At 27.4% G+C, this 14,682-nt stretch carries 13 protein-coding genes and 3 tRNA genes; 14 read left to right on the plus strand and 2 right to left on the minus strand.

Going from position 1 to position 14,682, the window contains the following annotated elements; genetic code table 11:
• Positions 1–16: 16 nt before the first annotated feature.
• The 14 genes from CRU93_RS05430 to CRU93_RS05495 all read left to right on the plus strand — a co-directional run bounded on the left by CRU93_RS05430 (position 17) and on the right by CRU93_RS05495 (position 11,883).
• Positions 17–1,144, plus strand: a complete 1,128-nt coding sequence (locus CRU93_RS05430; RefSeq protein WP_129103172.1) for a TrkA family potassium uptake protein — start codon at positions 17–19, stop codon at positions 1,142–1,144.
• 17 nt (positions 1,145–1,161) lie between these two features.
• Positions 1,162–2,343, plus strand: a complete 1,182-nt coding sequence (argJ, locus tag CRU93_RS05435) for a bifunctional glutamate N-acetyltransferase/amino-acid acetyltransferase ArgJ (protein ID WP_129103173.1) — start codon at positions 1,162–1,164, stop codon at positions 2,341–2,343.
• 154 nt (positions 2,344–2,497) lie between these two features.
• Entirely contained in the window at positions 2,498–2,713 is a 216-nt protein-coding gene (locus tag CRU93_RS05440) for a YdcH family protein (protein ID WP_129103174.1), read from the plus strand.
• Between the two features lie 128 nt (positions 2,714–2,841).
• Positions 2,842–5,409, plus strand: a complete 2,568-nt coding sequence (gene gyrA / locus CRU93_RS05445) for a DNA gyrase subunit A (protein ID WP_129103175.1) — start codon at positions 2,842–2,844, stop codon at positions 5,407–5,409.
• Positions 5,410–5,411: 2 nt separating this feature from the next.
• Positions 5,412–6,449: an aspartate-semialdehyde dehydrogenase gene (locus CRU93_RS05450; RefSeq protein WP_129103176.1), complete on the plus strand. Its 1,038-nt coding sequence runs from the start codon at positions 5,412–5,414 to the stop codon at positions 6,447–6,449.
• Positions 6,449–6,961: a YqhA family protein gene (locus CRU93_RS05455; RefSeq protein ID WP_258238842.1), complete on the plus strand. Its 513-nt coding sequence runs from the start codon at positions 6,449–6,451 to the stop codon at positions 6,959–6,961. Before CRU93_RS05450 ends, CRU93_RS05455 begins: the two co-directional genes overlap by 1 nt.
• A 14-nt stretch (positions 6,962–6,975) precedes the next feature.
• Entirely contained in the window at positions 6,976–8,013 is a 1,038-nt protein-coding gene (gene hemE, locus CRU93_RS05460) for a uroporphyrinogen decarboxylase (RefSeq protein WP_129103177.1), read from the plus strand.
• Positions 8,014–8,116: 103 nt separating this feature from the next.
• Complete coding sequence (locus tag CRU93_RS05465) at positions 8,117–9,034, plus strand: radical SAM protein (protein ID WP_129103178.1); 918 nt, start codon at positions 8,117–8,119, stop codon at positions 9,032–9,034.
• A gap of 73 nt (positions 9,035–9,107) precedes the next feature.
• A tRNA-Asn gene (locus tag CRU93_RS05470) sits at positions 9,108–9,182 on the plus strand.
• 24 nt (positions 9,183–9,206) lie between these two features.
• Positions 9,207–9,281 (plus strand) — tRNA-Asn (locus tag CRU93_RS05475).
• Positions 9,282–9,296: 15 nt separating this feature from the next.
• Positions 9,297–9,371 (plus strand) — tRNA-Asn (locus CRU93_RS05480).
• A gap of 61 nt (positions 9,372–9,432) precedes the next feature.
• On the plus strand, positions 9,433–9,864 hold the full coding sequence (locus CRU93_RS05485; protein WP_129103179.1) for a GNAT family N-acetyltransferase: 432 nt from the start codon (positions 9,433–9,435) through the stop codon (positions 9,862–9,864).
• Between the two features lie 62 nt (positions 9,865–9,926).
• Positions 9,927–10,682 carry a sulfite exporter TauE/SafE family protein gene (locus tag CRU93_RS05490; RefSeq protein WP_164967623.1) on the plus strand — a complete coding sequence of 252 codons (756 nt, stop codon included), beginning with the start codon at positions 9,927–9,929 and terminating at the stop codon, positions 10,680–10,682.
• 67 nt (positions 10,683–10,749) lie between these two features.
• Positions 10,750–11,883, plus strand: coding sequence for an iron-containing alcohol dehydrogenase (locus CRU93_RS05495; protein WP_129103181.1), 1,134 nt, complete (start codon positions 10,750–10,752; stop codon positions 11,881–11,883).
• 42 nt (positions 11,884–11,925) lie between these two features.
• Here the strand turns inward: CRU93_RS05495 and CRU93_RS05500 are convergent, their stop codons facing one another.
• Together CRU93_RS05500 and CRU93_RS05505 are read right to left on the minus strand one after the other, a co-directional pair.
• Entirely contained in the window at positions 11,926–14,079 is a 2,154-nt protein-coding gene (locus CRU93_RS05500; protein ID WP_129103182.1) for a heavy metal translocating P-type ATPase, read from the minus strand.
• A gap of 4 nt (positions 14,080–14,083) precedes the next feature.
• Positions 14,084–14,425 (minus strand): helix-turn-helix transcriptional regulator, encoded by a 342-nt coding sequence (locus CRU93_RS05505; protein ID WP_129103183.1) that lies wholly within the window; start codon positions 14,423–14,425, stop codon positions 14,084–14,086.
• Positions 14,426–14,682: the final 257 nt, after the last annotated feature.

Genomic DNA, 14,682 nt, shown 5'->3' on the forward strand with positions numbered 1-14,682 from the left:
TTAGAAAAGTGCTTTCATGAGCTTCTTTAAAAAGATCAAAAAAGCGCTTGGCTGGGAAATACGGTCAAGTAAACCTGAGTATGATCTAAATCCACTTATTTATTCACAATTAAAACCCTTTAGATTACCCCTTATTTTAATACAAATCATTTTAATGATTGGTACATTTGGTTATGTATATATTGAAGATTACTCAATCATGCATGCAATTTTTCAATCAGCATATACATTTACAACTACTGGTTTTGGTGCATTAAATGAAAGAAATTTTAGTAATGAAGGTATTGTATTTACTGTAACATTAATGTTATCAGGGTTTGCAGTACTTACTTTTTCTGTGGGTATTATGATTAATACAATCTCAGATGGAACACTTTTAAAACTTATAAAGGAAAGAAGGATGCTTTATAAAATAGCAAGACTAAGAAGGCACTTTGTAATATTTTATCATAATGAATATACAGCACAAGTTGCAAGACAATTTAGGCAAAATCATGTTCCTTTTGTAGTTATTGACCCAAGAGAAGATATGGAAGAAATTGCCAAAAAGAATAATTATCCATATTTTGTAAATGAAGAACCATACAAAGAGATAGCTTTTTTAAAATCACATCTTAGTTCAGCAAAGGGTGCAATTTCATTATCTAAAAATATATCAGATAATATTACTCTTATTGCATCTATTAGATTATATGAAAAAGAGCTTGGAAGAAGTCCTTTTTTAGTTATTAGTAATGCTGAAACTCAAAATGACAAAGTTAGATTAAAAAAACTTGGTGCAGATAAAGTTGTTGCAACTCCATCTTTAATGGCAAAAAGAGTTAGTGCAATGGCAATTAGGCCTGATATGGAAAATGTACTTGATGAGTTTTTATATAAAAAAGATACTCCAATTGATATGGAGGAAGCATTTGTAGGAGAAGAGTCTTGGGCTGTTAATAAACAAATTCAAGATTTAAGATTAAGAGATAAAATGAAAGTTTCAATTATTGGTATTACTGAAGCAGATGGTAAATTTATTCAAATGCCAAAAGGTAGTATTTTAATTACTGAAAATTGCAAACTACTTTTAGTAGGAAGTCAAAATGGAATTTCCAAATCAAAAAGACTTTTATCTTATAGTGAAAAACCAAAAGATTTATAAATTTCAAGGATTATATAATGTTTACTATTTTACCAATAAAAGGTCTATTTGACCAAATTGAAGGATTTTATTGTGATGGTATTAGTGCAGGATTAAAAGCAAATAATGCACTTGATTTAGGATTTATTTATAGTGATACTTTATGTGATGTTGAAGCTGTGTTTACTAATAACAAATTTCAAGCAGCACCACTTAAACATTTTCAAATGTATGAAGATAATTTTCAAACAAACTTTGTATTAATTAATTCTAAAAATGCAAATGCATTAACTGGAAAAAAAGGAATTGAAAATATTGATACTATTTTTTCTTCTTTAAATCATAAGTTAGTAAATCCAATTATGAGTAGCACAGGAGTAATAGGAAATCAACTTCCACTTGAAAAAATTATTGCAGGTGCAAACTCATTTGATTTAAATGCAAAAAATGCAAAAAATTTAAGTCAAGCAATAATGACAACAGATTCATATGCAAAAACTACAATGTATGAAGTGAAACTTGAAGATGGAAGTAGTTTTAAAATAGGAGCTGTTGCAAAAGGTGCTGGAATGATAAATCCAAATTTAGCAACAATGCTTTGTTTTATTTGTACTGATGCAGCAGTTCCAAGAGAAGATATGAAAGAGTTATTATCTTCAAATACTGAAACTACTTTCAATGCAATTTCAGTTGATGGTGATACTTCAACAAATGATACTGTTTTACTTCTTTCAAATAAAAAAGCAGGTGTTTATAAAAAAGAGGCTTTTAAAGAAGCTTTAAGAGTTGTAATGCACGATATGGCTATGTTAATGGTAGCTGATGGAGAAGGTGCAAAAAAAGCAGTTGCTTTTGAAGTGAAAAATGCTGCAACTTATGAAGATGCTCAAGTTGCAGCAAAAGCTTTATCAAATTCATTACTTGTTAAAACAGCACTATTTGGAGAAGATCCAAATTTTGGAAGAATCGCTTCTACAATAGGTGCAAGTAGAGTAACTTGTGATGAAGAAAAATTAGTTATTTCTTATAATAATGTAATTGTTTATAATAAAGGTGAAGTTGTATTTAATGATGAGGTTGAACAAGCTGCTTTTAAAGTACTTCAAAATAGTAAATTTAAAATTATTTGTGATTTAGGTGTTGGTGATAAAACTTTTACAGCATACGGATGTGATTTAGGTTATGAGTATGTTAAAATAAATGCTGATTACAGAACATAAATAAAAGTATATAGAAGTGCAGCTTGTACTTCTATATTATAAAACTTTCACTACTTCATTTTTTATTTAAAAATACTAAAAATATACAAAGCGTATAATTTATTCTAAGAAACTTACTGTTATAATTGTACTAATCTAATCAAAAGGATGTACAATGTTTCATGAACACAGAGATATAATTGCAAAATTAAAACAAGAAAATCCAAGGTTTCATAAGTTGTTTGATACTCATAATGAATTGGATCAAAAAATAGCACAGTTAGAAAAAGATTTTTCTAATCAATTTGAAATTGAAAAACTAAAAAAAGAGAAGCTAAAAGTTAAAGATGAAGTACATAATATGATTATTGAATATAATAATGCTAATTAAAAATATAAAAAGAGATTAAATTTTATTTAATCTCTTTTTTATTCTTTGCTTAAAATCTCATATTACCTTATACTAAGTACTTTTTAGATAAAATAAAAACAAATATATAAAAATAAAGGCGTTTTTTTATGGAAAACCTTTTCGAAGATCAAGATATAATAGATATTAATATAGAAGATAGTGTAAAAGCTTCTTATTTAGACTACTCTATGAGTGTAATTATTGGACGGGCACTTCCTGATGCAAAAGATGGATTAAAACCAGTTCATAGAAGAATACTGTATGCTATGCATGATTTAAATATGAGTTCAAGATCTCCATATAAAAAGTCTGCAAGGATTGTAGGGGATGTAATTGGTAAGTATCACCCACATGGTGATTCTTCTGTTTATGATGCATTAGTAAGAATGGCTCAGAACTTTTCAATGAGAGCTCCTCTTGTTGATGGTCAAGGTAACTTTGGTTCTGTTGATGGCGATAACGCTGCAGCGATGAGATATACAGAAGCTAGAATGACAAGAATATCTGAAGAGATATTAAGAGATATTGATAAAGATACTGTTAATTTTACTTCAAATTATGATGATACTTTAAAAGAACCTGCTATTTTACCAACAAGAGTTCCAACTCTTTTATTAAATGGTAGTGAAGGTATTGCTGTTGGTATGGCAACTAAAATTCCACCTCATAACTTAAATGAGTTATTAGAAGGTGTTTTACATACTATTGATAATCCAGATGCAACTGCTGATGAGTTATTAGAATTTATCAAAGGTCCAGATTTTCCAACTGGTGGAACTATCTTTGGAAGAAGAGGGATTATTGATGCATATAAAACTGGTCGTGGTAGAGTAAAAATAAGAGCTAAACACCATATTGAAACAAAAGGTAAAAAAGAAGTAATTGTACTTGATGAACTTCCTTACCAGGTAAATAAATCTAGACTTATTGAACAGATTGCAACTTTAGCAAAAGAAAAACAAATTGAGGGTGTTTCAGAAGTTAGAGATGAATCTGATAGAGAAGGTATTAGAGTTGTAATAGAACTTAAAAAAGATGCAATGAGTGAAATTGTATTAAATAATCTTTATAAATCAACTCCACTTGAAACTACATTTGGGATTATTTTACTTGCAGTTCATAATAAAGAACCAAAAGTGTTTAATTTACCAGAATTATTAAACTTATTTATCTCTCATAGAAAAACAGTAATTATTAGAAGAACTATTTTTGATTTAGAAAAAGCAAAAGCAAGAGCACACATTTTAGAAGGTCTGAAAATTGCATTGGATAATATTGATGAAGTAGTACAAATAATTAGATCTTCTGCGAATGACACTGAAGCAAAAGATAAACTTCAAGATAGATTTGGTTTATCAACTATTCAATCTCAAGCAATTTTAGATATGAGACTTGGTAGATTAACAGGTCTTCAAAGAGATAAACTTGAAGCTGAATATCAAGAGTTACTTGCCTTAATTGCAGAGCTTGAAGCTATTTTAAAATCAGAAGAAAAATTAAATGAAATTATTAAAGAAGAAATAGCTGAAATAAAAGATAAATATTCTGATGATAGAAGAACAGAAATTGAAGATTCATATGATGAAATTGATATTGAAGATTTAATTCCAAATGAGCCAATGGTTGTTACTATTACTCATAATGGATATGTAAAAAGAGTACCAATTAAATCTTATGAAAAACAAAGAAGAGGTGGAAAAGGTAAAGTTGCAGTGACTACTCACGATGATGACTTTATTGAAAGATTCTTTGTTACAAATACACATGACACTTTAATGTTTATTACTAATATGGGACAATTATATTGGTTAAAAGTATATAGAATTCCTGAAGGTAGTAGAACTGCAAAAGGTAAGGCAGTAGTTAATCTTATTAATTTAAGAGATGATGAAAAAATCATGGCAATTATTCCAACTACAGATTTTGATGAATCTAAATCTTTAGCATTCTTTACAAGAAATGGTATTGTAAAAAGAACATCATTATTAGAATTTAGTAATATTAGAAGTAATGGTGTAAGAGCTATTGTTCTTGATGATGCAGATGAAGTTGTAACAGCTAAGATTACAATTCCTGGTTCTCAATACTTCATGATTTTTACTAGTTTAGGTCAATGTATCAGATTTGAAATTGATAAAACTAGAGAACAAGGAAGAAGTACAAGAGGAGTAAGAGGAATTAAATTTAAACATGATTCAGATTTTGTTGTTGATGCTGATGTAATTATTGACGAAAATCAAGAATTATTAACTGTATCTGAAAAAGGTATAGGAAAAAGAACAACAGTTGATGAGTATAGACTTACAAATAGAGCAGGTTCAGGTGTTATTTCTATGAAATTACATCAAAAAACTGGTAATGTTATTGGTTCAGTTCTTGTTGATGAAAAACAAGACTTAATGGCATTAACATCTATTGGTAAGATGATTAGAGTTGACATGCAAACAATCAGAAAAGCAGGGAGAAATACTTCTGGTGTAATTATTGTAAATGTTGATAAGGGAGATAGAGTTGTATCTATTGCAAAATGTCCTAAAGAAGAGGATGATGAATTAGATATCGAATCTGCTACTGATTTAGCAGGAATAATTGAAGATTCAAATTTAATTGATAATGGTGAAACTTCAGAAAAACAAAAAAATGATAATTTAGTAGATAGTAAAGAGGAAGATTAATTATGAGAAAATTTAATGTTGCTGTTGTAGGAGCAACTGGAGCTGTAGGTGAAGAGTTATTTAGAGTTATGGAAGCATATGACTTTCCAATAAACAATTTAATTCCTTTAGCAAGTGCTAAAAGTGCAGGAAATAAAGTTGAGTATAAAAACAAAGATTACACTGTTTTACAATTAACTGAAACTGTATTTGAAGAGAATGAAGTAGATATAGCATTTTTTAGTGCAGGTGGAAGTATTTCTGAAAAATTTGCAAAATATGCAGTTGAAGCAGGGGCTGTTGTTATTGATAATACTAGTCACTTTAGAATGAATCCAAATGTTCCTTTAGTTGTTCCAGAAGTAAATCCAGAAGATATTGGAAAATGGAAAGAGACAGGGATTATTGCAAATCCAAATTGTTCAACAATTCAAATGGTATTATCTTTAAAACCACTTGATGAATTATATGGAATTAAAAGAGTAGATGTATCAACTTATCAAGCAGTAAGTGGTGCAGGAAAACTTGGAATGGAAGAACTTGTAAAACAAATGCAAGCATTCTTCGCTTTTAAACTTGACGATGCAAAAAAAGAGGCTTTCGCTCATCAAATTGCACTAAATGTAATTCCACAAATTGATGTTCCTCAACCAAATGGTTTCACTAAAGAAGAGATGAAAATGATAAATGAGACTCAAAAAATTATGCATAAACAAATGCAAATTGCTGCAACTTGTGTTAGAGTTCCTGTATTAAGAAGTCATAGTGAAACAATCACAGTTACTTTTGAAGATGGCGTAGAAGTTGATGTTGAAAAAACAAGAGAAGCTTTAGATAATTTCGAAAATGTAGAAGTTATTGATGACTTAGAAAATAATCAATATCCAATGCCAATTATTTCAACAGATACAGATACTACATTTGTAGGTAGAATTAGAAAAGATAACTATTGTGATAATGTATTACACTATTTTAATGTTGCTGATCAAGTAAGAGTAGGTGCTGCAACTAACTCAGTTAGAATTGCATTAAAATGGATTGAAATGGAGAGTCATATTTAATGATAGAGAGGCTTTTTGAAAAAGCAATGTGGCAAACTAGATTTTTAGTTATGTTTGCTGTGATATTTGGACTTGTAGGTGCAGTTATATTATTTGTAGTTGCAAGTATGGATATATGGGGTGTAGCAAAATTTACTTTTAATACTATAATTACGAGTGCTCATCCAAAAGATTTTCACGAAGATATTGTAAGTGGTATCATTGGCGCAATTGATTTATATTTGATTGCTGTTGTATTACTTATCTTTTCATTTGGGGTATATGAACTTTTCATATCTCCAATTGATCATAGTGAATCTGCAAAAGAAGATCAAAAAATATTATCAATTACATCATTAGATCAATTAAAAGATAAAATTGCAAAAGTAATTATAATGGTATTAGTTGTTAACTTTTTCCAAAGAGTTTTACATACAACATACTCATCTGCTTTAGAGATGCTTTACTTTGCATTAGCTGTTACTGCACTAGCTGTTGGGCTTTTCTTTTTAGGTAAAATTGGTAAAAAATAAAAAAAGGGTTATATATGTCAAAAATTTTTGTTGATGCTTGTTTAGGTAAAGAGACTCCTTACACTCCTGTATGGATGATGAGACAAGCAGGAAGATACCTTCCAGAATATATGGAAGTAAGAAAAAAAGCAGGTGATTTTTTAAGTTTATGTCACGATCCTAAAAAAGCTTGTGAAGTTACTATTCAACCTATTGATATAGTTGGTGTTGATGCTGCTATTTTATTTAGTGATATTTTAGTTGTTCCAAATGAAATGGGAATGCACTTAGAGTTTATTAAGGGCGAAGGACCAATTTTTAGAGATCCAATTAGTACTCAAGAAGAAGTTGATGCATTATTATCTGGTGAAGAGGCTGCAAATAAATTAACATATGTTTATGAAACATTGAAATTATTAAAACAAGAATTACCAGAAGACAAAGCACTTATTGGTTTTACTGGCGCACCTTGGACACTTGCAACATATATGATTGAAGGTAAAGGAACAAAAACATATAACATTTGTAAAAAAATGATGTATTCAAATCCAACTTTACTTCATGATATTTTAAAAAAAGTGACTGAAGTAGTTAAATATTATTTAGAAAAGCAAATTGAATCTGGAGCAGATGTTGTTCAAATTTTTGATTCATGGGCAGCTGCTATTGAACCTGGGAAATATGATGAGTTTTCTTGGAAATATATGGTTGAAATTGCAGATTATATTAAAGCTAAGTATCCTCATATTCCTATTATTATGTTCCCAAAAGGTGTAAGTGCATTTATTAATATGGGTGGTGTTTATGGAAACTTTGATGTATTTGGTGTAGATTGGGGTACTCCAATGGCTATGGCAAAAGAAAAACTAGGTGATAAATATGTATTACAAGGTAATATGGAGCCTTGTAGATTGTATTCAAAAGAAGCTACAACAATGTGTGTAGAAAAAATTCAAGAGACTATGCAAGGGAAAAGACATATTTTTAATTTAGGTCATGGTATTTTGCCAGATGTTCCAGTTGAAAATGCAAAACATTTTGTTAATGAATGTCATAGAGTTTCAAAAAAATAAAGTATTAAATTTATATATATTTACTTGCATTTTATTATTGTATTAACTATATTAAAGAGAGGCTATAAAGCTTCTCTTTTTTTATTTATAAAGGATTTTTATTTTGTCTTATTCTAATTCAATTATTTTTGGACCAATTCCTTCAAGAAGATTTGGCATTTCTTTAGGAATAGATTTATCTCCTAATAAGAAGCAATGTAATTTTGATTGTTTATATTGTGAACTTGAACCTGCAAAGACAATGGATAAAATGGTAGAATATCCAAGTGTAAAAGAGGTTATTAGTGAAATTAAAAATAGTTTTGAGAAACATCCAAAAATTGATGTAATTACATTAACAGCAAATGGAGAACCAACTTTATATCCTCATTTAGAGGAGTTAATTGATGAAATAAATAAAATAAAAAATAATACTAAGACACTTATTTTATCAAATGGAAGTACTATTTACGAAAAAGATATTTATAATGCTTTATTAAAAATAGACACTGTTAAATTATCCCTAGATTGTGTAAGCCAAAAGTGTTTTAAAAAACTAGATAGAATACATAATGGTATTGATATTAATAAAATAATTGAAAGTATGATTCTTTTTAGAAAAGAGACTAAAAATATTTTTGTTTTAGAAGTTTTATTTGTTAAGACTTTAAATGATAAAGAAGAAGAAATACAAGCTTTGTACGAGGCTATTAAAAAGATTAATCCACATAGAGTAGATATTGGTACAATTGACCGACCACCCGCATATAAAGTGCAACCAGTGACATTTGAACTTTTAGAAAAAGTTGCAAATACATTTAAAGGAATAAATGTAAATATTGCTTTTAAAAATAGACCAAAACAGACTCAAAGTTTTGATGAAACAGAGATTATTTCAATGTTAAAAAGAAGACCTTTAACAAAAGAAGATATAGAAAATATGTTTGATGAAAATTCAAAAGTAATTTTAAATAGATTATTAGATGAAAGTATTGTGTCATTGGTTGATAGTAGTGGAGTGAATTTTTATAAAATTTTATAAAAATGTCATAATTTACTTGACAAAAAAAAGATTTTTTACTATAATTCCACCCCATTTAAAGGAAATAACATATTCCGGATTAGCTCAGCGGTAGAGTAGGTGACTGTTAATCACTTGGCCACTGGTTCGAATCCAGTATCCGGAGCCATTTCTTTAAATATTATATATAAGTTCCGAATTAGCTCAGCGGTAGAGTAGGTGACTGTTAATCACTTGGCCACTGGTTCGAATCCAGTATTCGGAGCCACTTTTTTCAATATATTCCGGATTAGCTCAGCGGTAGAGTAGGTGACTGTTAATCACTTGGTCACTGGTTCGAATCCAGTATCCGGAGCCACTTAATTGTATATTTTCCTTACATATATTTTACCTAATTTATAAAAATAAAAAGACAATTAATGAAAATCCAAATTAAAAAATTTGATGAACTATCAAATATAGAACTATATGAACTTTTAAGATTAAGAATAGAAGTTTTTGTTGTTGAACAAAACTGTATTTATAATGATATAGATGGTAAAGATTTAAGTTCTTATCATTTATTAATAAAAGATAATTCAAAAATAGTTGCATATTTAAGAGTTTATGAAAAGTCTGAAAAAGAAGTTAGTTTTGGAAGAGTAGTAGTTTCTAAAAATAATAGAGCAAAAGGTTATGCAAAAAAAATTATTGAAGAAGTTTTACTTTTTATTCAAAAAATATGGGTAGATAAAACAATTATTATTGAAGCACAGAAATATCTTCAGAATTTTTATGAAAGTTTTGGTTTTGTTATTTCTTCAGAAGAGTTTTTGGAAGATGGAATACCACACATAATGATGAAAAAATAAATAGATAAAATTTTTTTAAGTATAATAATATATACTTGATCTAATTTACTAAAAGGTATATTTTGGATTTAGAATTTTTTATACTTATATCAATTGTTCTTATTTTTGCAGCTTTTGTTCATGGAAGTATAGGTTTTGGTTTTGCATTAATTCCAACTCCATTAATTGCACTTTTTACAGATATGCAAACTGCAATTTTACTTACGTTATTGCCTACTTTATTAGTAAATTTAGTTAGTTTTTTAAGTGAAAGTAATATCAAAGAAGCAATATTTAAATTTATGCCTATTGCAATAATTACGATGATAGGAAGTGCTATTGGTACACAAATACTAATAGTTGCAAACTCTGATATATTTAAACTTATTTTAGCTATTTCAATACTTCTTTATCTTTTTACAAATAATAGAAATATTTCAATAAGTGTTTTTACTAAATATCCTAAAACTTCATTTATTATATACCCTTTTTTTACAGGTATTGTTGGTGGATTAACAAATGTTATGGGACCAATGCTTATGATATATGGAATTGAATTAAAATACACAAAAGCACAATTTATTCAAATGATGAATTTATGTTTTTTACTTGGTAAAGTTATCCAAATTTTTATATTTTTTATAAATGATAGTTTTACAAAAACAGATATTAATTTCTCTTTGATCACTATATTTATTATCTCTTTTTCTTTATACTATGGAATTAAAGTAAAAAAACGTATTGATTCAAAACTATATATTAAATTAATTAAAATATTACTTTTAATTATTTCAATTATTCTTATTGTTCAATACATATATAATTTATATATTTCATAGTTTTATGCTTTGAAAACACATAAATTAGTTATATAATATATGAAAATCTCATTTTAAAGGATAGATTATGACTTTTTCATATTACAATCCAACCGCGATTGAATTTGGTATAGGTAAGATTAGTGAAATCTCTAAACATATTCCCCAAAAATCAAATGTACTATTTGTATATGGTGGTGGTTCTATTAAAAAAAATGGAATATATAAGCAAGTTGTAGAAGCTTTAAAAGATTTTAATTTTTTTGAATTTTATGGAGTTGAACCAAACCCTTCTGTTGAGACAATGAATAAGGCTTTGCCAATTGTAAAAGATGAAGAGATTGATTATATTTTAGCTGTTGGTGGAGGTTCTGTTATTGATGGTTGTAAATATCTTGCAGCAGCTGCTTTATATGAAGGAGATGCTTGGGATTTCTTAGATGGCAAAAAACAAGTAGAAAAAGCTTTACCTATTGGTGTTGTTTTAACTTTACCTGCAACTGGAAGTGAATCAAATTCTTTAAGTGTAGTTTCTAGAAAATCTACAAATGATAAAAGATTGTTTGCTTCTGATTTTATTCATCCAAAATTTGCAATACTTGATCCTTCTGTAATGACAACACTAGATGATAGACAATTAAAAAATGGTTTAGTTGATGCTTTTGTACATACTTGTGAGCAATATTTAACTATGCCAAATAATTCTTTAGTTCATGATGGATATAGTGAGACAATATTAAGAGGTTTATCAATTCTAATGAATACATGGAATAATAAAGATAACGATGATTGGCGAGACAATTTGATGTTATTGGCAAATCAAGCGTTAAATGGATTTATAGGTTGTGGTGTTGTTCAAGACTGGGCAACACATTTTATAGGTCATGAAATAACTGCATATTATGGTTTAGATCATGCAAGAAGTTTAGCCGTAGTTCAACCACATCTTTTACGAGTGATGTTTGAAGATAAAAAAGATAAATTAGAACAAATGGGTAAAAATGTTTTTGGAATATCTGATGCAAATAAAGTTATTGATAAAATAGAAACTCTTTATAATGACTTAGGTGTTTCTACAAAACTTAGTGATTATGAAGTAGATGATAAAGTAATAGAAAATATTACAGAATCATTAAAAAAACATCAAATGTTAAAATTAGGTGAAAATCATGATATTACTATTGAAAAAGTAAAACAAATACTTGAAAAATCATTAGCATAAAATATATAAAACTTAGTATTTATATACTAAGTTTTATTACTGTTATTTTGATGTATTTGAACAACAAGAATTACCAGAACAACAACTTGATTGTTGAGGCTCTTCATTGATTTTTTTTGTTTTAATAGTTTTTAGAACTCTCATTGAGTTAAAAATAGCAAGTAAAGCAACACCAACATCTGCAAATATTGCTTCTTTCATACCTATCATTGCAAATGCACCTAATATTAAAAATCCTACTTTTATTAACATAATAAAAATTATATTTTCATATACTATTGTTTTTGTTTTTTTAGCTATTTTAATTGCATCTGTTATACAACTTATATTATCATTTAATATTACAATATCAGCAGATTTTACTGCTAAATCACTACCAACTCCACCCATTGCAAATCCCACATCTGAATTTGCTAAAGTAGGTGCATCATTTATTCCATCTCCCACAAAAGCAGTAACTCTATTTGTTTGTTTTTTTATTTGTTCAAAATTTGATAATTTATCTTGAGGAAGTAATTCATATTTAACTTCATCTATTCCTAAATCTTTTGCAACTTTTAATGCAACTTCTTTTTTATCACCAGTAAGCATATAAGTTCTTTTTATATCAAGGCTTTTTAGTTGTGAAATTACATCTTTTGCTTCATCTTTTATAATATCACTTACTACTATATATCCTGCAAAAGTATTATTAATAGAAACAAATATTACATTGAATTTTTCTTCAATTTCAGGAATTTTGATATTAAATTTTTCTAATAATCTTTCATTTCCTATTAAAACTTCTTTATCCTCAATTGTTACTTTTACTCCAAGGCCACTTAATTCCTCATGGTTTGAAATTAGTTTTGTATTAATATTTTGATTGTAAGCTTTAACAATTGATTTTGCAATAGGGTGAGTAGAAAAACTTTCTGCATAAGCTGCAACTTTTAATAATTCATCTTTTTTATTATCTACTGAATATATATTTGTTACTTTAAAAACACCATGTGTTAAAGTTCCAGTTTTATCAAAAATTATGTTTTGAATTTCTGTAAGTTTTTCTATATAATTTGCACCTTTTACTAATACACCTCTTTTTGAAACGGCACCAATTGCACTAAAAAATGATAAGGGAATTGATACAACTAAAGCACAAGGACAAGAAATAACTAAGAAAATTAAAGCTCTTTCAAACCAGTCATTAAACATAGCATTCTCAAATAATAAAGGAGGAAGAGAAGCTAATAAAACTGCAAGAATTACAACAATAGGAGTATAGATTTTTGCAAATTTAGTAATAAATTTTTCAGCTTTTGCTTTGTTTAATGAAGCATTTTCTATTAGTTCAATAATTCTTGCAACAGTTGAGTCTTTATATAATGAAGTAACTTTTATATATGCAGCTTTTGAAGTGTTTATATAACCACTTAAAATTTCTTCATTCTCATTTAATCTTTTAGGTTTAAACTCTCCCGTAATAGCACTTGTATCAAAACTTATTTCATTTGATAATAGTATTCCATCTACTGGAACTTTTTCCCCTGTTTTAACTAAAATAATATCAGAAACTTCAACTTCTTCTGGTGCTTTTTGAATAATTTTATCACCATTTTGTACATTTGCAAATTCTGGTTTTATATCAAGAAGTGAATTTATATTATCTTTTGAATTATTAACTGCAACTGCTTGGAACATTTCACCTATTTGATAAAACATCATAACAGCAATACCTTCAATATACTCTCCTAATGCAAAAGCACCAATTGTTGCAATTGTCATTAAAAAGTGTTCATCAAAAACTTTTCCTTTTACCATATTTGTTACTGCTCTATAAACTACATCCCATCCAACAAATAAATAAGCTATAAAATAAAATGTTAATTGAATATAAAAGTTATTTATAAAGTTATATGAAATATATGTTATAACTAATGAAAGTAGTGTAAAAGCTAATAGTTTTTTATCTAAAAGTTGCCAAAAAGTTCTTTGAATATTATTATTGTCTTTTTGAATTGTCACTTCTTTTTCAATTTTTTGAATCTCTTTTTCAATTTTATCAAAAATATTATCTTTTACTTTTTGCTCAAAAGTTAATGTAGAAGTTGAAAAATTTAATGTAACATTTTCTAATTCATCCATTTCATTTAAAGAGTTTTCAATTTTAGCTGCGCAATTAGCACAATCTAAATTTTGCAATTTTACTTTTGTCAAAATATTATCCTTTTAATATATGTTCTAATCCCATATCATATATTTTTTTTATATGTTCATCATCTAGACTGTAAAATATATTTTTACCATCTCTTCGTGGTTTTACAATTTTTGAGTTTTTCAAAACTCTTAATTGATGAGATACAGCAGACTGATTTACATTAATTAGCTCACTAAGTGCACCAACGCAAAGTTCTTCTTCTTTTAGCATTGAAATTATTTTCATTCTTGTACTATCTGCAAATGCTTTAAATAAATCTGCTAAATCATATATTGTTTCATCATCAATTAAAGTTTTTCTTACATTTTCCACTTCTTTTTGATGGTCACAACAGTCAACTATCATTATATATCCTTTATATGTACATATGAATATGTAATCATATGTTAGGAAAGCTTAAATATAAGTTAAGTTTTATATATAAGTTTATATAATTTATAAATATAACTTTTAAAAGGGTGATTTATTGAGAATGGGGGAGATTTAATAATGAATGAGGATTATAATAAGTTATCTATACTTTTAATATGTGATGATAATAAAAATATAAAAAAACTTCTAAAGATAATAAAAAATGAGTATAAAACAACAAATATCATTAT

The organism is Arcobacter sp. CECT 8985, from assembly GCF_004116495.1.
In the GTDB taxonomy this organism is placed as follows: domain Bacteria; phylum Campylobacterota; class Campylobacteria; order Campylobacterales; family Arcobacteraceae; genus Malaciobacter.

Bases quoted from the DNA above. Each gene is read 5' to 3' on its own strand.
- CRU93_RS05430 (WP_129103172.1), top strand. From the start codon at position 17: ATGAGCTTCTTTAAAAAGATCAAAAAAGCGCTTGGCTGGGAAATACGG.
- argJ (WP_129103173.1), top strand. From the start codon at position 1,162: ATGTTTACTATTTTACCAATAAAAGGTCTATTTGACCAAATTGAAGGA.
- CRU93_RS05440 (WP_129103174.1), top strand. From the start codon at position 2,498: ATGTTTCATGAACACAGAGATATAATTGCAAAATTAAAACAAGAAAAT.
- gyrA (WP_129103175.1), top strand. From the start codon at position 2,842: ATGGAAAACCTTTTCGAAGATCAAGATATAATAGATATTAATATAGAA.
- CRU93_RS05450 (WP_129103176.1), top strand. From the start codon at position 5,412: ATGAGAAAATTTAATGTTGCTGTTGTAGGAGCAACTGGAGCTGTAGGT.
- CRU93_RS05455 (WP_258238842.1), top strand. From the start codon at position 6,449: ATGATAGAGAGGCTTTTTGAAAAAGCAATGTGGCAAACTAGATTTTTA.
- hemE (WP_129103177.1), top strand. From the start codon at position 6,976: ATGTCAAAAATTTTTGTTGATGCTTGTTTAGGTAAAGAGACTCCTTAC.
- CRU93_RS05485 (WP_129103179.1), top strand. From the start codon at position 9,433: ATGAAAATCCAAATTAAAAAATTTGATGAACTATCAAATATAGAACTA.
- CRU93_RS05495 (WP_129103181.1), top strand. From the start codon at position 10,750: ATGACTTTTTCATATTACAATCCAACCGCGATTGAATTTGGTATAGGT.
- CRU93_RS05505 (WP_129103183.1), bottom strand. From the start codon at position 14,425: ATGATAGTTGACTGTTGTGACCATCAAAAAGAAGTGGAAAATGTAAGA.